Here is an 18,255-nt window from a genome sequence, read left to right as displayed (position 1 = left end):
TGGATGGGATTACCTGATGGAATCAGACCAGCCCGGTGAGATAGAAAACGGTAATCACAAAGAACACCGCCAGCGTCTTGATCAGGGTGACGGCAAAGATGTCGCGGTAAGCCTCGCGGTGGGTGAGGCCGGTGACCGCCAGCAGGGTGATCACCGCGCCGTTATGCGGCAGCGTGTCCATACCGCCACTGGCCATGGCCACCACCCGGTGCAGTACTTCCAGCGGAATGCCCGCCGCCTGGCAGGCGCTGATGAACTGCTCGCCCATGGCGGCCAGGGCAATGCTCATGCCGCCGGAAGCCGAGCCGGTCACACCGGCCAGCGTGCTGACTGTGACCGCGGCATTCACCAGCGGGTTGGGAATGCTCTGCAAGGCATGACCAATCACCATGAAGCCGGGCAGGGCGGCAATCACCGCACCAAAGCCGTATTCCGAGGCGGTGTTCATTGCGGCCAGCATGGCACCGGCAATCGCTCCCTTGCTGCCTTCGGCAAAGCGCTCCTTGATGGCGGGCCAGGCGGTGAGGGCGACAAAGGCAATGCCCAGCAGCAAGGCGGCTTCCACCGACCAGATGGCGGTGACGGTGGAAATCTGGGTGGTGACCGGCTTGGCCATGCCGGCCAGATGCAGTTCGTGACTGCTGCCGTACCAGGCGGGAATCCAGCGGGTAAAGGCAAAGTTGCTGATGCCGATCAGCAGCAGCGGGGCAATGGCCAGCCAGGGCGAGGGCAGGCTGCTGGTGTCGATGTGTTCCGGCTCGTTGCGCAAATCGGTGCCATAGCCTTCGCCCTTGGCCATCAGGCTGCGGCGGCGCCATTCCAGATAAGCCAGCCCCACCAGGGTGATGAACACCGCACCGCAAATACCCAGTGCCGGGGCGGCCCAGGCGGTGGTCTTGAAAAAGGTGGTGGGGATGATGTTCTGGATTTGCGGCGTGCCGGGCAGGGCGTCCATGGTGAAGGAAAACGCGCCCAGTGCCACGGTGCCGGGAATCAGCCGCTTGGGGATATTGCTCTGGCGGAACAGTTCGGCGGCAAAGGGGTAGACGGCAAACACCACCACGAACAGCGATACCCCGCCATAGGTCAGCAGTGCACATACCGCCACGATCACGGCGATGGCGCGCTTTTCACCGATAAAGCGGATGACGGCGGCAACGATGGATTTGGAAAAGCCGGACATCTCCACCAGCTTGCCGAATACCGAACCCAGCAAGAACACCGGGAAGTACAGCTTGATGAAGCCCACCATCTTGTCCATGAACAGTCCGCTGAATGCGGGTGCCACGGCGGAGGGGTCGGTCAGCAGCACTGCGCCCAGGGCGGCCAGTGGTGCCATCAGGATGACGCTGTAGCCGCGATAGGCGGCCAGCATCAGGAAGAACAGGGCCAGCAAGACCACGATAAAACTCATGGTGTTTCTCCTCAATCATTGTTGTATGGCCTGTGCAAGACCGGACGATCATGGGGTTGCCCCATGTCGGTGCATTGATATTGCAGGAAGCGTGCCAGATTTGCTGTTTGTTTTAAATCAATGATTTGCCGTGATTTCAGGGCGGGAGGCTGGCTTGTTGTCTCGATTTGGAGACGAGCTGAGCGGTACTGCACGGCGGGAAAGCCTTGTGGCAGCAGGAAAAGCGGGGAAGTCTCGATTTGTAGACGCCGTCTCTGTTTGGAGACGGCTAGCGGGAATGGTCGGGTTGCGTTTCAGAAATCACTTGGGTTGATGCCCAGTGCAGCCAGCTTTTTGTACAAGGTGGCGCGGCCCATGCCCAATTGCCGCGCGGCGCTGGGCACATGGCCCTGACAGGTTTGCAAGGCCTGGCGTAGCAACTGGGCCTCATAGTGGGCCATTTGCTGCTGGTAGCTGGCACCGACCGGGGCAGCAGTAGTGCTCGGCTTGCCCAGCAGGGCGTTGATGTCTTCTTCGTCCAGCAGGCTGCCGCGCCCCAGCATGCTGGCACGTTCCAGGATATTGCGCAGTTCGCGCACATTGCCGGGCCAGTGATAGGCGGCCAGCCTTTGCAGGGCGGCATGGCTGATCTGCTGGCGCGCCACATGGCCGTGCCGCGCCAGCTGGGCGAGCAGCGACTCGGCCAGTTCCGGCAGGTCTTGCAAATGGGCGCGCAAGGGCGGCAGCTGGATGGTGAGTACGTTCAGCCGATAGTAAAGATCGGCACGGAAGCTGCCGGCAGCCACTTTTTCTTCCAGCCGGGCCGAGGTGGCGGCAATGATGCGGATGTCCGCCCTCAGCACGCGGTTGGCACCCAGCTGTTCGAATTCCTTGTCCTGCAGCACGCGCAGCAGCTTGGCTTGCAGGCTGGCCGGCATGTCGCCTATTTCATCCAGAAACAGCGTTCCGCCATCGGCCAGTTGCAGCTTGCCGATGCGGCCTTTCTTGTCCGCACCGGTATAGGCATTGGGGCTGGCACCAAACAGCTCGGCTTCCAGCAGGGTGTCGGGAATGGCCGCCATATTGAGGCTGACCAAGGGCTTGCCGGCGCGTGGCGAGGCAGCATGAATGGCATGCGCCAGCACTTCTTTGCCGGTTCCGGTTTCGCCCAGCAGCAATACCGCACCTTCCAGCGGGGCGGCCAGCATGGCCTGACGCCGGACTTCGCTGATCTGGCTGCTGTGGCCGACAAAATCGTCAAAACTGTATTTGGCACGCCGCGCCTGCGCCAATGATTCGCGCGTGGCCGCCAGCTCCTCGCCCAGCCGGGCAAACTTGGCCACCAGCGGTGCCAGTGATTGAATCTGGTCGAACAGGGCAAAGCCCACCGCTCCGATGATCTTGCCCTGGCCATCCTTCAGCGGCAGCCGCATCACCACCAGCTGGTCCCTGCCGGTGGGCATGATGTCCAGCAGCATCGGCACGCCGGTTCTCAGCACTTCGCGCATCTGGCTGTTGGGGATGACGTTTTCCACCGGCTGGCCCAGCGCAGCGGCCGGGTCGGCAAAGCCAAAGCGCTCGGCATAACGGGCATTGATCCAGATGATGCGCGCCTGATCGTCCACGATGACCGTGCCCTGATAGCTGTCGTCCATGTGCTGGAACAGCGACTGCATTGCCCATTGGCGTACATGATCGTAGTCGGCCAGTGCGGTGGGAGTGTGGGACACGGGTCATCCTCGGGCGAGTGCAAGGCAGCCAGATTACCATGCCTGCATTTTGTGCTGGCGCGGTGCCAACATGCCTTGCAATGATATATGAAAATATATAATATTAATTTGTAACTTATTGGGAGAGCAAAATGAGCCACGATTACACCGCACTGGCACAAGACTTGGGCAGCAAGCTGGCTGAATTCCGTCGCGAAATTCCTGACACCATGAAAGGCTTCGGCCAGATGAGTCGTGCCGCCCATACCGAGGGTGCGCTATCCAACAAGACCAAGGAGCTGATTGCGCTGGCCATCGGCATTGCCAGTCGTTGTCAGGGCTGCCTGGCCTTTCACAGCAAGGCACTGGTGGAGCTGGGCTGTACCCGGGCGGAATTCATGGAAATGCTGCAAGTGGCGGTATACATGGGCGGTGGTCCGTCCTTGATGACGGCTGCCGAAGCCTTGCAGGCGTTTGAAGAGTTTGGCGGCGAGAAAGCTGCGGCTGTCTGAATCCAGCTGATTGCCAGATACAAGCAAAAGCCCCGCATGACAGCAATGCGGGGCTTCGTTTATGGCAGGACCGGTTCAGATGGCCAGAATGGCGGCAATCACCCGGCGGTCCTCCGCCATCAGGATATTGAAAGTGCGGCAGGCGGCCTGGGTGTCCATCACATCCACACCGATACCGGCATTGGTCAGGGCTGCCATCAGTTTGGGGTGGAAAAAGCGCAGGCTGGCGCCGGAGCCGAACAGCACCACCTCCGGCTGCATCTCCAGCAGCATGCTGAAATGCTGTTCCGTCAGGCTGGCAAAATCAGCCACGCCCCAGGGCTGCACGCTGTCCGGGGTGACAATCAGGTTGCCGTCATGGCGTTCGGCATTGATCAGCACATGGCCTTCGCCGTAGCCGGTAAACAGGTTTTTGCCCAGTCCCAGGGCCTGATGCATTTTCATGGAGTGGATTTCCCGCAAGGAATAAAAATCAGCACGCAGCGCTGTTGCAGCCATGCCGGTATGGCGCGCACGTCGTCATGCAGTGCAACACGGATTGGGATAGGATTATACCCTGACCAGCCGCCAAGGTACGCTTTGCCCGTGGCCGGGACAGACAAGGGACTCCAATGAAAGACAACAAGCCGCGCCGCCGCCAGCACACCGCCAAAGCCGGGGCGCGGTCCGTGACGGAAAAACAGGCCACCATGCAGCCAGTACACAAATCGCAGAAGCTCGCCAATGTCTGCTACGACATCCGTGGCCCGGTGCTTGAGCATGCCAAGAAGATGGAAGACGAAGGCCATCGCATCATCAAGCTGAATATCGGCAACCCGGCGCCGTTCGGTTTCTTTGCGCCGGATGAAATCATCGAAGACGTCATCGTCAACCTGCCATCCGCTTCCGGATATTCCGATTCCAAAGGCCTGTTTGCCGCGCGCAAGGCCATCATGCATTACGCGCAGGAAAAACACCTGCCCAATGTCAGCATGGACGACATCATCATCGGCAACGGCGTGTCCGAGCTGATCGTGATGGCCATGCAGGCCTTGCTGGACAATGGCGATGAAGTACTGGTGCCGGCACCGGACTACCCGCTGTGGACGGCTGCCGTCAGCCTGGCCGGTGGCAAGGCGCTGCACTATGTCTGTGACGAAGAGCAGGGCTGGTTCCCCAGCATCGATGACATCCGCGCCAAGATCACCCCCAATACCCGCGCCATCGTGGTGATCAACCCCAACAATCCTACCGGTGCGGTGTATCCGCCGGCGCTGTTGCAGCAGATTGTCGATCTGGCGCGCCAGCACCAGCTGATCATCTACGCCGATGAAATCTACGACAAGGTGCTGTACGACGAAGTCAAGCACACCTCCATCGCCTCGCTGGCGCCGGACCTGCTGGTGGTCACCTTCAATGGCTTGTCCAAGAACTATCGCGCCTGTGGCTACCGCGCCGGCTGGATGATTCTGTGCGGCGAGAAAAAACACGCGCGCGACTATATCGAAGGCCTGAACATGCTGGCCTCGATGCGCTTGTGTGCCAATGTGCCGGCGCAGTTTGCCATCCAGACTGCCCTGGGCGGTTACCAGAGCATCGACGACCTGGTGGCTCCAAGCGGACGCCTGGCCCGCCAGCGCGACCTGGCGCACAAGCTGCTCACCGATATTCCGGGTGTGACTTGCGTCAAGCCGCAAGGGGCCTTGTACCTGTTCCCGCGCTTGGACCCGAAAATCTACCCCATCAGCGACGACCAGCAGTTCATCCTGGAACTCTTGCAGGAAGAAAAAGTGTTGCTGGTGCAGGGCAGCGGGTTTAACTGGATTGCGCCGGATCACTTCCGCGTGGTATTCCTTCCTAACTCGGATGACCTGATCGAAGCGATAGGCCGCATTGCCCGATTCCTGGCGCGTTACCGCCAGCGTCACGGCACCGCCTGATGCGCTATCCAGCCGACGGATACACATCCGTCGGCTGGGTTTTTCAGACTGAAGACCTCCTGGCAAGCCGGCTACCGCCGTTTTGCCAAGAGGCCGTCGGCCCGGGACAAAACACTAGAGACAGACATGGAGAATGTTATGAAGCCGATCAATATTGGCCTGATGGGAGTGGGGACAGTCGGTGGCGGTACCGCCACCGTACTCAAGCGTAACGCCGAGGAAATCAGCCGCCGCGCCGGTCGCCCCATCCGCGTATGCATGGCCGCCAACCGCGATGTGGCTCGCGCCCGCGAAGTGCTGGGCGAAGGCGTCCCGGTGGTGGATGACGCCATGCTGGTGGTCAACAATCCGGAAGTCGACATCGTGGTCGAGCTGATCGGTGGCGACACCATCGCCAAGGAGCTGGTGCTCAAGGCCATCGAAAACGGCAAGCACGTGGTGACTGCCAACAAGAAGCTGCTGGCCGTGCATGGCAATGAAATCTTTGCCCGCGCCCAGGAAAAGGGCGTGATGGTGGCTTTCGAAGCTGCGGTTGCCGGAGGCATTCCCATCATCAAGGCGCTGCGTGAAGGCCTGTCGGCCAACCGCATCGAATGGATCGCCGGCATCATCAACGGCACTTCCAACTTCATCCTGACCGAAATGCGCGACAAGGGTGCCAGCTTTGCTGACGTACTGGCCGAGGCGCAGCGCCTGGGCTATGCCGAAGCCGACCCTACCTTCGACATCGAAGGCCACGACGCCGGTCACAAGCTCACCATCATGGCCGCGCTGGCCTTTGGTATCCCGATGCAGTTTGACAGCTGCTATCTGGAAGGCATCAGCAAGCTGGATGGCCGCGACATCAAGTACGCCGAAGAACTGGGCTACCGCGTCAAGCTGCTGGGCTTTACCCGCCGCACCGATGCCGGCGTGGAACTGCGCGTGCACCCGACCCTGATTCCGGCCAGCCAGTTGATCGCCAACGTCAACGGCGTGATGAACGCGGTACTGGCCAAGGGCGATGCCATCGGCCAGACCCTGCACTACGGTGCCGGTGCCGGCGCACTGCCGACAGCTTCTGCCGTGGTGGCCGACATTGTCGACGTGACCCGCCTGCTGACCGCCGACCCGGAACATCGCGTGCCGCATCTGGCCTTCCAGCCGGACCAGCTGAAAAACCTGCCCATCCTGCCGATTGATGAGGTTTACAGCTCCTACTACCTGCGCATCGGTGCTGCCGACCGCGCTGGTGTGCTGGCCAATATCACCGGCCTGCTGGCAGAAAACGGCATTTCCATCGAAGCGCTGATCCAGAAGGGTTCGGCCAGCGAGGGCAATGCCGAAGTGGTGATCCTCACCCATCGTGTGCAGGAACGCGCCATCAATGCAGCCATCGCCGCCATCGAAGCGCTGGAAAGCGTATCGGGCAAGGTGGTGCGTCTGCGCATGGAAGAACTCAACGACTAAAGCAGTTGCCATCCCCGCGCCTGGGCGCGGGGTGGTGACAGGATGGCTGCAAATGGCAAGGTACTGGATGAATGGAGTGGGCATGGCCTGTGCGCTGACTGCATCGGCCCTGCACGCAACACCACTGACACCGGGTCAGCATAATCTGCTGCAGGGTTTCCTGATGCGCAGCTGTATCAAGCGCACGCCGGCATCGGATGGTGCCAGCGAGCGCTCGGATGTCCAGATCCAGAAGTACTGCCAGTGTGCCAGCGAGCATCTGGCCAATACCTTCAGCTCGGAAGAAGTCATGGGCGTGCTGACCGGGCAAATCCGCAAGGACGACCCGCGCGGCAAAAAGCGCCTGGCCGAAGCTTCCGCTGCTTGCAGTCATCATCTGGAGGCCAGCGCCGCCGATTGACGCTCATCTGTCCGCGGCCATCCTTCTTGCAACGTCTTCTGCATTCGTACAGGTTGAATCACATCACATGAAGTACATCAGCACACGTGGCGGCATGCAGCCGCAAAGTTTCAGCGACATCCTGCTCATGGGTCTGGCTCCCGATGGTGGCCTGGCGCTGCCGGAAAGCTACCCGCAGATCAGCCGCAGCCAGCTGGATGCCTGGCGCGGTCTGTCCTATGCCGAACTGGCGTTTGAAATCATCCGCCTGTTCGCCACCGATATTCCCGAGGCCGACCTCAAGGACATCGTCAGCCGCACTTACACCGCAGCAGTGTTTGGCAGCGAAGCCATCACCCCGGTCAAGCGCCTGTCCGATGGCCTGGTGATTCTGGAGCTGTCCAATGGCCCGACGCTGGCCTTCAAGGACATGGCCATGCAGTTGCTGGGTAATCTGTTCGAATACGTGCTGGGCAAAAAAGGCCAGTCGCTGAACATTCTGGGTGCCACCTCCGGGGACACCGGCAGCGCCGCCGAATATGCGATGCGCGGCAAGCAGGGCATCAGCGTGTTCATGCTCAGCCCGGATGGCCTGATGAGCCCCTTCCAGCGCGCGCAGATGTTCAGCCTGCAGGATGCCAACATCCACAACATCGCCATCAAGGGCATGTTCGATGACTGTCAGGACATCGTGAAAGCGGTGCAGAACGACCACGCCTTCAAGGCCAAGTACCAGATCGGCACCGTCAACTCCATCAACTGGGCCCGCGTAGTGGCGCAGGTGGTGTATTACTTCAAGGGTTATTTCAACGCCACCAGCAGCAATGACGAACAAGTCAGCTTCTGCGTACCGTCGGGTAACTTCGGCAATGTCTGCGCCGGTCATATCGCGCGCCAGATGGGCCTGCCGGTGCAGCGCCTGATCGTGGCCACCAATGAAAACGACGTACTGGACGAGTTCTTCCGCACCGGTGCTTACCGTCCGCGCGGCACGGCCAATACCTATGTCACCTCCAGCCCGTCCATGGATATTTCCAAGGCCTCCAACTTCGAACGCTTCGTGTTCGATCTGGTCGGTCGCGACGGTGCTGCCGTGAAGGCATTGTGGGCCGATGTGGATGCCGGCAAGGGCTTTGATCTGTCGGCCAGACTGGCCGAGGCGGCGGATAAGTTCGGTTTTGTTTCCGGCAAGAGCAGCCATGCCGACCGTCTGGCCACCATCCGTGCGGTGGACGCCACGGATGGCGTGGTCGTGGATACTCATACTGCTGATGGGATCAAGGTGGCACGCGAGCTGCGTCTGCCGGGTGAAACCGTTGTCTGCCTGGAAACCGCGCTGCCGGCCAAGTTTGCCGACACCATCCGCGAAGCGCTGGATCGTGACCCGCCGCGCCCCGCCGGCTTTGATGGTCTGGAAGACCTGCCGCAAAAAGTGGTGGTATTCGATGCCGATGCCGCCAAGGTCAAGGCATTTGTCGAACAGACACTGGCGCAGTAAGCGCTGGTGTTGTTGAAAAAACAGGCCCGTGTGGCCTGTTTTTTTATCTGTCGGCGCAACTGTCGGCGGATTTCTCACTCAGAATGCTGTGCTTGCAAGGCCGTCCCGCCTGGCAATCACCGCATGGGCCGGTAGCGATACGCAGGCAGGATCGTAGCGGATACAATGGCAGGATGAAATTCTCCCCTCTGATGTTGGCCTGGCTGCTGCCCGGCCTTGTGCAGGCAGCCGCCAGCCAGGATATGGCCGCGCTGGAAAAACTGGCCGACCGTTTCATGCAGCAGGAAATGGCCCCGCGTCAGGCCAGCTACAAGCTGGGCAAACTGGACCGGCGACTGGTATTGCCTGCCTGTGCATCGCCACGGGTGGACTGGTCCAATGCGGCGCAGACCACGGGCAACACGGCTTTGGTGATTGTCTGTCCGGATAGCGGATGGAGCATACGCCTGCCAGTCAGCATCAACGAAAAGCAACTGGGTGTGGTACTGACCCGCTCGGTGAGCGCCGGTGAAGTGTTGCAGGAAGGGGATGTCAAACTGGTGGAGGTGGCCAATCCGGCCATGGCGCGCAATGTGCTGACCAGTCCGGCTCTGGCAATTGGCCAGACCATGCGCAGCGGTGCACCTGCCGGCAGTTGGTTGCGCAGCTTCATGGTTCATGCCCCTTATGCCATTCGTGCCGGCCAGCCGGTCAAGGTGGTGGCGGGGGGAGACGGCTTTAGCGTGTTGTCAGAAGGCATTGCCAATAACAATGCTGCGGTTGGTGATGCGGTGTCGGTGCGGCTGTCCAGTGGGCGTGTGGTGCGCGGCATGGTGCAGCCGGATGGCAGCGTCAGTCTGAGTTACTGATAAATATTTCAAGAGTTTGCTTTTTCAGCCGATAATAGAGAAACCCCTAGCTAGTTTGGAAGGCCACGCCATGAAAATCGACAACTCGGGAAGTGCCGTTGGCGCCTATGCCAGTCAGAGCAAGCTGGCCCGGCGCGATACCAGCGCTCCGGCTGCCGGATCCGGGTCCACCCCGACCGATAGCGTGAAGATCAATCCGCTGGCCAGCAGCATCAGTGCGCTGTCTGCCCAGGCAGATACCACGCCTGCCTTTGATGCGGCCAAGGTTGATGCCATCAAGAACGCGATCGCAGCGGGCACCTTTTCGGTGAATCCGGACAAGATCGCCGACAGCCTGATCGCCTCCACCCAAGAACTGCTGAACCAGTAAGTACTGCAGATGGGTGTGGCAGCAATGACGCAAGAACAAGGTTTTGCCCAGCTGTGCCGTGCTGAAGCCGAGCAGGTGACACGCTTGATCGACCTGCTGCAACAAGAGCAGCAGGTGATGATTGCAGGCCAGGTGCACCGCCTGGAAGACCTGGCGGACAGCAAGAGCAAAGTGCTGGATGAACTGGCCATGCATTCTCAGTCTCGCGCCCGGCTGATGAAGACACTTGGCCTGTCCGACAGCGACACCGTATACATCTGGCTGGCCGACAAGCCCGAAGAACGCCAGGCCTGGCTGGCACTGGAAGATCTCATCCATCGTGCCCAGGGCATCAACCAGCTCAATGGTACTTTCATCGAGCAGCAGCTAGGCCAGGTAGAAGCTTCCCTGGCCGCGCTGCGTCAGGCGGCTGCTTCCACGCTCAGTTATGACCGTGGCGGACAGCAGCCGCAACCTGCCGGCGGACGCCGTTTTCTCGGCTCTGCCTGACTTGCCCATAGGGCTGGCCACATGCGATGTGGTGGGCGTACCTGTCCCTTTGTGGTATCTTCGCCACTGGGCCTGAGCAAACCACCATTCAAATTCTGATGACCCTGATTTCCCTGATCATTGCGCTGGCACTTGAGCAGCTGCGCCCACTGGGCAACCGCAACCGCGTTTGGCATGTTTTCACCCGTTATGCCAATCATCTGGAACGCAATCTGAATGCCGGTGCCAACCGGCATGGTGTCTTTGCGTGGATGCTGGCCATCCTGCCTCCGGTGTTGTTGAGCCTTGGGGTGTACTACGCCCTGTACGCGGCCAACCCGCTGCTGGCCATTCTTTGGAATGTGCTGGTGCTCTACCTCACCATGGGTTTCCGTCATTTCTCCAGCGCCTTTTCCGAGATTTCGCTGGCCTTGACCGAAGGGCGTGACCTGGATGCACGTATGGCGCTGACACGCTGGACCGGGCATCCTTCTGCCGAATTGTCCGTTGGCGAGATTTCCCGCCTGGCAATCGAGCAGGGTGTGGTGGACAGTTACCGGCATGTGTTTGGCACCATGTTCTGGTTTGTCCTGCTGCCGGGCCCGTCCGGTGCCTTGCTGTACCGGCTGTGCAGCATGCTGGGGCAGAAATGGGGTAGCCGTCAGGGCGATGAAGACCGTTTTGGTCGTTTTGCCGGCAGTGCCGCTGCCTGGCTTGACTGGTTGCCGGTGCGTCTGACCGCTGCCAGCTTTGCCGTCATGGGCGATTTTGAAGATGCAGTCTACTGTTGGCGTTCCCAGGCCCGGACCTGGGGTAACTACGCCAATGGCATTCTGCTGGCCTCCGCTGCCGGTGCTCTTGGTGTCAAGCTGGGCGATCCGCTCAGGCAGGATTACACCATCAAGTTCCGGCCGGAACTGGGCCTTGGTGACGAAGCCGATCCGGGCTTCCTGAAAAGCGCAGTCGGCCTGGTCTGGCGTTCAGCCTTGCTATGGCTGTTTGTCATCCTGTTGCTCAGCGTTGCCAACCACATGGCCTGATGCCTGCCTGCCGCCGCCCCTGATGGGCGGCGTTGCCATTTGGGCCAGGCCATGTTCATGAACAAGGGGATGCGTCGCATGCTGCGATGTCATCGCCCAACCGAATTGCAGGAGCACACACATGCTGTTTTCCGAACTCGGGCTGTCGCCCGAGATTCTTCGTGCCATTGAAGAACAGGGCTATTCCGAGCCCACACCGATCCAGGCCAAGGCCATTCCGCTGGTGCTGTCCGGTCGTGACTTGCTGGCTGCCGCTCAAACCGGTACCGGCAAGACTGCCGCCTTCATGCTCCCCATCCTGGAGCGGCTGAAAAAGTTTGCCAATACCAGTGTTTCCCCGGCCATGCACCCGGTGCGGGCGCTGGTACTGTCGCCCACGCGCGAGCTGGCCGACCAGATTGGCGTGAATGTAAAAACCTATACCAAGTATTTGCCTTTGCGTGCCACCACCGTGTTTGGCGGCATGAACATGGACCCGCAGACTGCCGAGCTGCGTCGTGGCATGGAAGTGGTGATTGCCACCCCTGGACGTTTGCTGGACCACATCCAGCAAAAAAGCATACAGCTGAACAAGGTGGAAGTGCTGGTACTGGACGAAGCCGACCGCATGCTGGACATGGGCTTCATCCAGGATATCCGCAAGATCATGAGCATGCTGCCCAAAGAGCGGCAAACCCTGCTGTTCTCGGCCACTTTTGCGCCGGAAATCAAACGGCTGGCTGCGGATTTCATGAAAGACCCGCAAACGGTGGAAGTGGCCCGCCAGAATGCGACCAACGAGCAAGTCGAGCAACTGGTGTATTCCGTCGATGCCGGTCGCAAGCGTTATCTGCTGAGCCATCTGATCAAGAGCCGTGACATGAGCCAGGTCATCGTGTTCTGCAAGACCAAGCTCAGCGCCGACCAGCTGGCGCGTGACCTCAAGCGCGACGGCCTGGTGGCCGAAGCCATTCATGGCGACAAGGCACAGGCCTCGCGTCTGGAAATTTTGTCGGCATTCAAGGAAGGCAGCCTGCGTGTGCTGGTGGCTACCGACGTAGCGGCACGTGGCCTGGATATCAGCGAACTGCCCTTTGTGGTGAATTACGAGCTGCCCAACTCACCGGAGGACTATGTACACCGCATTGGCCGTACTGGTCGTGCCGGTGCCAGTGGTGTGGCCATTTCGCTGATGAGCCCGGCAGAAACCCGTCAGCATGAAGCCATTGAAAAGCTGACGCGCCAGACGCTGACGCCGCAAGTGATGGCTGGCTTTGAGCCTGGTTCGACTGCGCCGCGCGAGGAGTCTTCCCATCGTCGTGAGCGGGATCGTGACCGTGATGCTGGTCGTGAACAGAGTCGTTCGGGCACCCGTACTCCGGCGCGTGAAAGCCAGCGCGATCCGATGTCGGTACCGGCATCGGCCCTGATGGCGGGCAAGTCCGGCGAAGGCCTGAAAACCATCAAGCCTGTCGGCAGCAGCCGCCGCAGCCGCAAGGCGCAGCGCGAAGTGCCGGCCCTGCTGCTGCCGCCGCGCTACAAGGTGGAAGTCAGCCGCTGATCGCCTGACTGCAGTGACACCACAAAACCGCCTGTCCTGTGACTGGCGGTTTTTTCATGGTGACGTGCCATAAAAAAAGGCCCCGCAGGGCCCAAGGAAGCAAATGCTCCATACGTAGAAATCAGACAAATATCACCAGGGCTGCCATGGCACCATGAGCACCCATCACCAGGCTTTGCTCGATGTCCGCGGTACGCGACGAGCCGGAAATGAAGGCACCAAAGCCATGCTCTGCCAGCTGGATGCGGGCATAGGCATCACGCATGGTGTCCACCATGGCCTCACGCGGCACCACCAGGACCAGCTTCTGGGTGAGGAAGTAAATCGAGCGGAAACGGTTGTCCGGATGGCTGACCCACACCGTGGCATTCTCCGCCACGGCCAGCTGGCCGGGGACGATGGCGACGTCGACATCGTGCCATGCGTGCGGATCATCCACTTCTTCGTGCTGCGCCACGGTCAGGTCGACGGTGCGACCGGCATTCGGCCAGCGTGCGGCCACGACATCGGCCACGCTCTGGCCATCCTGCAACTGGACTGCGTCGCCACCCAGATTGCGGATCAGCGTGGCAAACGCTTCAAACTGGTTGTCGTAACGGATGAACGGTACGGCGTGAATATCCGGCAGGGCCGATGCTTGCGGCCGGTTCTGGCGAATGCGGGCCAGTATCTTGTCACGGGCGCTCATTGTTGGCCCTCCTTGTCCTTACTGCGCTGTTGGTACAGCTCCTTGAAGCTTTGGCTCGGCATGGGTGGCACATCGCGCCCGGCACGGCTCCAGGCGCTGTGGCGGGTAAGGCTTTCCGGAATGATGGGCACTACCTTGCGCATCACCTTGCCGCCCAGGTCAAACAGCGCCGGATGCTGGGTAAGGAAGCGCATGGCCAGCAAGCCCATTTTCTTGCCGGCGGGCAGCAGGTTCTGGTCAAACGCCTTCTTGCGATGCAGCACCAGTTGTTCGTGCAGGTTGATCTTGACCGGGCAGACATTGGAGCAGGAGCCGCAGGTACTGCAGGCAAAGGCCATGCTGCCGTGCTTTTTCATGTCGCGGCTGGGGCCAAGGGTGGAACCGATGGGGCCGGGAATGATGTAGCTGTAGCTGAAGCCGCTGCTGCGCCGGTAGACCGGACAGGTATTCATGCAGGCACCGCAACGGATGCAGCGCAGGCTCTGGTAGAAGTCTTCATTGCCCAGAATCTCGCTACGGCCGTTATCCACGATGACAATGTGCATCTCGCCACCGGGGCGCGCCTGATGGAAGTGCGAGGTGTAGGTGGTGACCGGGGAACCGATGGCCGAGCGGGCCAGCAGGCGGGTGAATACGCCCAAGTGCTCCAGCTTGGGAATGATTTTTTCCAGCCCCATGCTGGCAATGTGAATGGGCGGCAGGCTGGTGCCCAGGTCGGCATTGCCTTCATTGGTGCACACCACCACGCCACCGGTTTCGGCAATGGCAAAGTTCACCCCGGTCAGGCCGGCATCCGCCGTCAGGAAGTGCTCTCGCAGATTGGCCCGTGCCGCGTGGGTGAGATAGGTGGGGTCGTTATTGCCGGCCTCGGTGCCCAGCTCCTTGTGGAAAAGCTCGGAAATCTGTTCTTTTTTCAGGTGGATCGCCGGCATCACGATGTGGCTGGGGGCTTCGTGGCGCAATTGCACGATGCGCTCGCCCAGGTCGGTATCCACCACTTCGATGCCGCGCTGTTCCAGATAGGGGTTCAGCCCGCACTCTTCGGTCAGCATGGACTTGGACTTGACCAGCTTCTTCACCTGTTTTGCTGCCAGAATGCCGTGCACGATGCGATTGTGCTCGTCGGCATCGGCTGCCCAGTGTACGGTCACGCCATTCTTTTGCGCATTGGCTTCAAACTGGGCCAGGTAGTCGTCCAGCTGCGACAGGGTATGGGCCTTGATTTCGCGTGCCAGTCGGCGCAGCTCTTCCCATTCCGGCAGTTGCTTGGCCTGGGCATCGCGCTTTTGCCTGACCCACCAGATGGCGCTGTCGTGCCACTTGGCCTGGGCACGGTCCTTCAGGAATTCAGCCGCTGCCTGCGGGTGTTTAACGCTATCGTCTTTCATGCGCCTGCTCCCCGGCCGGTGAGGATTTCCACAATGTGCAGCGGGCGGATGGTCTTGCCCTGATGACGGATGATGCCGCCCATGTGCATCAGGCAGGAGGGGTCGGCGCCGACGATGTATTCCGCGCCGGTGGCTTCGTGCTGAGCAATGCGGTCTTCGCCCATGGCGGTGGACAGTTCCGGTTCATCGACACAGAAAGTGCCGCCAAAACCGCAGCATTCGTCACGGCGTTCCGGCAGCAGCACTTCCACGCCGTCCACCAGCTTGAGGATGGACTCCAGACGCGAGTGATAGGGCATCATCAGTTCGGACGGGCTGGCGTGATGCAGTTCGCGCAGGCCGTGGCAACTCTGGTGGATGGAAACCTTGTGCGGGAAATACACCGGCTTGGGCAGCTTTTCCAGCTTCAGTACATCCTGCAGGAATTCGATGATTTCGTAGACCTTGGGCTTGAGTTGCTGGTAGGCACTATCTTCCGCAATGTACCAGTCGTAATGATGGGTCACGTGGGACACGCAACTGCCAGAAGGGGCAACGACATAATCGTAGCGCTGGAAGACATCGGTAAAGCGGCGTGCGGCATCGCAAGCGCCTTTGCTGTCACCGTTATTGGCCAATGGCTGACCGCAACAGGACTGTTCCATCGGAAATTCGACTTCGCAGCCCAGGCTTTCCAGTAGCTCCAGGGTTGCCATGGCGACATGTGGGAACAGTTCGTTGATGAAACAGGGAATGAACAGGCCGATTTTCATGGGGCAGGGCCTCCGACAGGCAGGAGCAGGGTTCAGGTCCGCATTAGATAATGATCGCCCTGCTGCTGCCAATTCGGATTTACCCTTGCGCGCAGACAGTTGCCTCAGGCGGCCTGCGATTTCATCTCGGCAAAACGGCTGACACTGCTGACCACGCCCTTGGCTTGCTGGTTGATCTGGCTGATGGTTTCCCCCACCCGCTGGGACAGGCCGACATTGCTATTGGCCTGTTCCAGCAGGTGTTCCATGCTGGAAACCGCATGTCCGGTATGGTTCTGGATGTCATGCACCATGCGATTGATTTCCACCGTCGAGCTGGCCGTGCGCTCCGCCAGCTTGCGCACTTCGTCGGCCACCACGGCAAAGCCACGGCCCATCTCGCCTGCGCGGGCGGCTTCGATGGCGGCATTCAGTGCCAGCAGATTGGTCTGGTCGGCAATGTCCTTGATGGTTTGCACGATGGAGCCGATTTGCTGCGAACGCTCGCCCAGCAGTACAACCTGCTGGCTGCCACGTTCGATATTACTGGCCATGGTCATGATGTTGTCGATGCTCTGTTCGATATCAAATACGCCGGCGTTGGCCAGCGCCTGGGTTTCCTGCGCCGAGGCATAGGCTTGCAGCGCAGAGTCACGCTCCATGGTTTGTTGTTCGACCTGGGCGGTGATGTCGGTGGCAAACTTGATGACGCTGCACACCTGGCCGCTTTCATCCAGTACCGGGTTGTAATTGGCTTCCAGCCAGATGGTTCTCCCGTCACGTGTGCGGCGACTGATGCGCCCGCTGTAGTACTGGCCGCTGCGCAGCCGCTCCCATAGCGCGGCATATTCCGGGCTGTTGGCAAAGGCAGGGTCGCACAGGATGCGATGCTGCTGGCCGATCAGGCTGGCTCGACTGTAGCCGGTGGCCTGCAGGAAGTGGTCGTTGGCTTCAAGAATCTGGCCATCGGCTGAAAATTCGATACAGGCCATGGCCCGGTTGATGGCTTGCAATATGGCGTTGTTACGTGCCGCATTCATCACGCTGTCGGTAATGTCCGTCGCCAGTTTGATGATGCTGCCAACCCGGCCGGTGGCATCCAGTACCGGGGAGTAAGTGGCCTGCAGCCACACGACGTGTCCGTCGCGGGCGACGCGTTTGACCCGGTCCCGATAAAACTCGCCGCGGCGCAGTTGCTCCCAGAAACGGCGGTATTCCGCGCTGCCGGAGTAGGCCGTCTCGCACAACAGGCTATGCGGCTTGCCTTGCAGCTCTTCACTCCCCTGATAACCCATGGTGTCGAGAAAGTTCTGATTGGCTTCCAGAATCTGGCCATCGGGGCTGAAGCGAATCAGCGCCATGGAGAGATCCAGCGCCTGTTCCAGTTGCCGTGCCGCCGACAGTTGTTGTTCCAGTGTGGCAATTCGCTGTTTGAATTGTTGATTGAACATGATTCTTATCCCCAGGCTGATGCTTTTTTGTATGTTTTGTTATAGAAGCTGGCCAAGTGGAGAGAAAGCAGGTTCTTCTGCCGGCGCAGCGGGTGATACGCTTTTGTTGTCAAAAGGCTTGCTGCAGTCTGCTTGGCGTTTATCCATGCTCAGGCATTTGCCAGCCAACAAGCACATCGGAAGACAAATAATTTAAATGAATCAGTTTAATTGTGCCGATATGACTTATAACTAGAAAAATCAGGTCAAAGCGGAAAACCGGCTGCCACGCGCACTTGGCAAGTGGTGCCGGAGTGATATGCTTGGCAGAACCTGTGTGATGGCAAGCAATGAGACCACCGTCTGTTGCCCTGTCCGGTCTCAAGCAGCGCCCCCACCGCGTGCTCTCCGGATATGGCTGTCATGCAGGAAATCCATGTCCTGCATTCCATGCAAGCCTTTCCCTGTGCAGGGCATGTGGTGTTAGAGGCAATAGTCAGCGAAAGTCAGTGTGGCATCATGATCAATATCAAACAAAATATGACGATTTGCTGTGCAGCGCTGTGTTCCGGAAAAGCAGACGAAGATAAGATCATCCAGACCATTGCCCTGTTCAAGGCCTTTCATGTCCTGTATGTCAATGTGCATTCACCGGAGGCAAAACTGATACAGCATGTGATTGAAAACCTGAAGTCGGTGTTTTCGGTTTATCAGTCCCGCGATGAAATCGTGTTGATGCCTTACGAGGTCCGTGAGCTGAATGCTGCACGGCAAGCCTGCATGGCAAAGTCCGGTCGTCGCAGTGTCAGCGTGCTGAATCACCTGTACACGGCTTATCTGGACTACTATCGCCATCGTCTTATTGGCGAGGGCAACCCGCCGGGTTGACTGGC

18 protein-coding genes are annotated in these 18,255 nt (G+C 59.8%); 11 read left to right on the top strand and 7 right to left on the bottom strand.

From position 1 onward, the window contains the following. Positions 1-22: 22 nt before the first annotated feature. Both ACE3SE_RS09785 and ACE3SE_RS09780 read right to left on the bottom strand, forming a co-directional pair. Positions 23-1,414, bottom strand: a complete 1,392-nt coding sequence (locus ACE3SE_RS09785; protein ID WP_045845482.1) for a GntP family permease — start codon at positions 1,412-1,414, stop codon at positions 23-25. Between the two features lie 293 nt (positions 1,415-1,707). Then, positions 1,708-3,123 carry a sigma-54 interaction domain-containing protein gene (locus ACE3SE_RS09780; protein ID WP_374554935.1) on the bottom strand — a complete coding sequence of 472 codons (1,416 nt, stop codon included), beginning with the start codon at positions 3,121-3,123 and terminating at the stop codon, positions 1,708-1,710. A gap of 131 nt (positions 3,124-3,254) precedes the next feature. On the opposite strand from ACE3SE_RS09780, the gene ACE3SE_RS09775 reads away from it, so the two are divergent. After that, positions 3,255-3,614, top strand: coding sequence for a carboxymuconolactone decarboxylase family protein (locus ACE3SE_RS09775; RefSeq protein WP_199102013.1), 360 nt, complete (start codon positions 3,255-3,257; stop codon positions 3,612-3,614). Between the two features lie 75 nt (positions 3,615-3,689). Here ACE3SE_RS09775 and ACE3SE_RS09770 read toward each other — a convergent pair whose 3' ends face one another. Then, positions 3,690-4,058, bottom strand: coding sequence for an Mth938-like domain-containing protein (locus tag ACE3SE_RS09770; protein ID WP_045845718.1), 369 nt, complete (start codon positions 4,056-4,058; stop codon positions 3,690-3,692). Between the two features lie 245 nt (positions 4,059-4,303). On the opposite strand from ACE3SE_RS09770, the gene ACE3SE_RS09765 reads away from it, so the two are divergent. The 9 genes from ACE3SE_RS09765 to ACE3SE_RS09725 all read left to right on the top strand — a co-directional run bounded on the left by ACE3SE_RS09765 (position 4,304) and on the right by ACE3SE_RS09725 (position 13,125). Then, complete coding sequence (locus ACE3SE_RS09765) at positions 4,304-5,533, top strand: pyridoxal phosphate-dependent aminotransferase (RefSeq protein WP_131360836.1); 1,230 nt, start codon at positions 4,304-4,306, stop codon at positions 5,531-5,533. Positions 5,534-5,671: 138 nt separating this feature from the next. Beyond that, positions 5,672-6,982: a homoserine dehydrogenase gene (locus ACE3SE_RS09760; RefSeq protein ID WP_374554933.1), complete on the top strand. Its 1,311-nt coding sequence runs from the start codon at positions 5,672-5,674 to the stop codon at positions 6,980-6,982. Positions 6,983-7,034: 52 nt separating this feature from the next. Further along, on the top strand, positions 7,035-7,382 hold the full coding sequence (locus ACE3SE_RS09755; RefSeq protein ID WP_131355684.1) for a hypothetical protein: 348 nt from the start codon (positions 7,035-7,037) through the stop codon (positions 7,380-7,382). Between the two features lie 67 nt (positions 7,383-7,449). Continuing rightward, the gene (gene thrC / locus ACE3SE_RS09750; RefSeq protein ID WP_131355682.1) at positions 7,450-8,859 is read left to right on the top strand and encodes a threonine synthase; all 1,410 of its coding nucleotides are present in this window, start codon (positions 7,450-7,452) and stop codon (positions 8,857-8,859) included. Positions 8,860-9,032: 173 nt separating this feature from the next. Then, complete coding sequence (gene flgA, locus ACE3SE_RS09745) at positions 9,033-9,707, top strand: flagellar basal body P-ring formation chaperone FlgA (protein WP_374554930.1); 675 nt, start codon at positions 9,033-9,035, stop codon at positions 9,705-9,707. 70 nt (positions 9,708-9,777) lie between these two features. Beyond that, the gene (gene flgM / locus ACE3SE_RS09740) at positions 9,778-10,077 is read left to right on the top strand and encodes a flagellar biosynthesis anti-sigma factor FlgM (protein ID WP_062788124.1); all 300 of its coding nucleotides are present in this window, start codon (positions 9,778-9,780) and stop codon (positions 10,075-10,077) included. A 24-nt stretch (positions 10,078-10,101) separates the two neighbouring features. Next, complete coding sequence (locus ACE3SE_RS09735; RefSeq protein WP_374554928.1) at positions 10,102-10,566, top strand: flagella synthesis protein FlgN; 465 nt, start codon at positions 10,102-10,104, stop codon at positions 10,564-10,566. A 98-nt stretch (positions 10,567-10,664) separates the two neighbouring features. Further along, positions 10,665-11,585: a CobD/CbiB family protein gene (locus ACE3SE_RS09730; protein ID WP_045845491.1), complete on the top strand. Its 921-nt coding sequence runs from the start codon at positions 10,665-10,667 to the stop codon at positions 11,583-11,585. 121 nt (positions 11,586-11,706) lie between these two features. Continuing rightward, the gene (locus ACE3SE_RS09725; protein ID WP_374554926.1) at positions 11,707-13,125 is read left to right on the top strand and encodes a DEAD/DEAH box helicase; all 1,419 of its coding nucleotides are present in this window, start codon (positions 11,707-11,709) and stop codon (positions 13,123-13,125) included. A 121-nt stretch (positions 13,126-13,246) separates the two neighbouring features. On the opposite strand, the gene ACE3SE_RS09720 is transcribed toward ACE3SE_RS09725, so the two are convergent. The 4 genes from ACE3SE_RS09720 to ACE3SE_RS09705 form a co-directional block, all read right to left on the bottom strand. After that, a complete protein-coding gene (locus ACE3SE_RS09720; protein WP_374554924.1) occupies positions 13,247-13,813 on the bottom strand; it encodes a LutC/YkgG family protein in 567 nt (188 codons plus the stop codon). After that, on the bottom strand, positions 13,810-15,201 hold the full coding sequence (locus tag ACE3SE_RS09715; protein WP_374554922.1) for a lactate utilization protein B: 1,392 nt from the start codon (positions 15,199-15,201) through the stop codon (positions 13,810-13,812). Before ACE3SE_RS09715 ends, ACE3SE_RS09720 begins: the two co-directional genes overlap by 4 nt. Then, complete coding sequence (locus ACE3SE_RS09710) at positions 15,198-15,953, bottom strand: (Fe-S)-binding protein (protein WP_045845495.1); 756 nt, start codon at positions 15,951-15,953, stop codon at positions 15,198-15,200. The genes ACE3SE_RS09715 and ACE3SE_RS09710 overlap by 4 nt, the downstream gene beginning before the upstream one ends. 104 nt (positions 15,954-16,057) lie before the next feature. Next, entirely contained in the window at positions 16,058-17,383 is a 1,326-nt protein-coding gene (locus ACE3SE_RS09705; RefSeq protein ID WP_374554920.1) for a methyl-accepting chemotaxis protein, read from the bottom strand. A 402-nt stretch (positions 17,384-17,785) separates the two neighbouring features. Between ACE3SE_RS09705 and ACE3SE_RS09700 the strand changes: the two genes are divergently transcribed. Continuing rightward, positions 17,786-18,250, top strand: coding sequence for a hypothetical protein (locus ACE3SE_RS09700; protein ID WP_374554918.1), 465 nt, complete (start codon positions 17,786-17,788; stop codon positions 18,248-18,250). The last annotated feature ends 5 nt before the right edge of the window (positions 18,251-18,255 follow it).

Source organism: Aquitalea pelogenes (genome assembly GCF_041914625.1).
In the GTDB taxonomy this organism is placed as follows: Bacteria; Pseudomonadota; Gammaproteobacteria; order Burkholderiales; family Chromobacteriaceae; genus Aquitalea; species Aquitalea pelogenes.
This window is presented reverse-complemented; position numbering and strand designations above follow the sequence as displayed.

Excerpts from the sequence above, each read along its gene's own strand:
- ACE3SE_RS09720 (WP_374554924.1), bottom strand. The coding sequence starts at position 13,813 with ATGAGCGCCCGTGACAAGATACTGGCCCGCATTCGCCAGAACCGGCCG.
- ACE3SE_RS09765 (WP_131360836.1), top strand. The coding sequence starts at position 4,304 with ATGCAGCCAGTACACAAATCGCAGAAGCTCGCCAATGTCTGCTACGAC.
- ACE3SE_RS09725 (WP_374554926.1), top strand. The coding sequence starts at position 11,707 with ATGCTGTTTTCCGAACTCGGGCTGTCGCCCGAGATTCTTCGTGCCATT.
- ACE3SE_RS09730 (WP_045845491.1), top strand. The coding sequence starts at position 10,665 with ATGACCCTGATTTCCCTGATCATTGCGCTGGCACTTGAGCAGCTGCGC.
- ACE3SE_RS09760 (WP_374554933.1), top strand. The coding sequence starts at position 5,672 with ATGAAGCCGATCAATATTGGCCTGATGGGAGTGGGGACAGTCGGTGGC.
- ACE3SE_RS09715 (WP_374554922.1), bottom strand. The coding sequence starts at position 15,201 with ATGAAAGACGATAGCGTTAAACACCCGCAGGCAGCGGCTGAATTCCTG.
- thrC (WP_131355682.1), top strand. The coding sequence starts at position 7,450 with ATGAAGTACATCAGCACACGTGGCGGCATGCAGCCGCAAAGTTTCAGC.
- ACE3SE_RS09705 (WP_374554920.1), bottom strand. The coding sequence starts at position 17,383 with ATGTTCAATCAACAATTCAAACAGCGAATTGCCACACTGGAACAACAA.
- ACE3SE_RS09770 (WP_045845718.1), bottom strand. The coding sequence starts at position 4,058 with ATGAAAATGCATCAGGCCCTGGGACTGGGCAAAAACCTGTTTACCGGC.
- ACE3SE_RS09755 (WP_131355684.1), top strand. The coding sequence starts at position 7,035 with ATGGCAAGGTACTGGATGAATGGAGTGGGCATGGCCTGTGCGCTGACT.
- ACE3SE_RS09785 (WP_045845482.1), bottom strand. The coding sequence starts at position 1,414 with ATGAGTTTTATCGTGGTCTTGCTGGCCCTGTTCTTCCTGATGCTGGCC.
- ACE3SE_RS09775 (WP_199102013.1), top strand. The coding sequence starts at position 3,255 with ATGAGCCACGATTACACCGCACTGGCACAAGACTTGGGCAGCAAGCTG.
- flgA (WP_374554930.1), top strand. The coding sequence starts at position 9,033 with ATGAAATTCTCCCCTCTGATGTTGGCCTGGCTGCTGCCCGGCCTTGTG.
- flgM (WP_062788124.1), top strand. The coding sequence starts at position 9,778 with ATGAAAATCGACAACTCGGGAAGTGCCGTTGGCGCCTATGCCAGTCAG.
- ACE3SE_RS09700 (WP_374554918.1), top strand. The coding sequence starts at position 17,786 with ATGCAGGAAATCCATGTCCTGCATTCCATGCAAGCCTTTCCCTGTGCA.
- ACE3SE_RS09710 (WP_045845495.1), bottom strand. The coding sequence starts at position 15,953 with ATGAAAATCGGCCTGTTCATTCCCTGTTTCATCAACGAACTGTTCCCA.
- ACE3SE_RS09735 (WP_374554928.1), top strand. The coding sequence starts at position 10,102 with ATGACGCAAGAACAAGGTTTTGCCCAGCTGTGCCGTGCTGAAGCCGAG.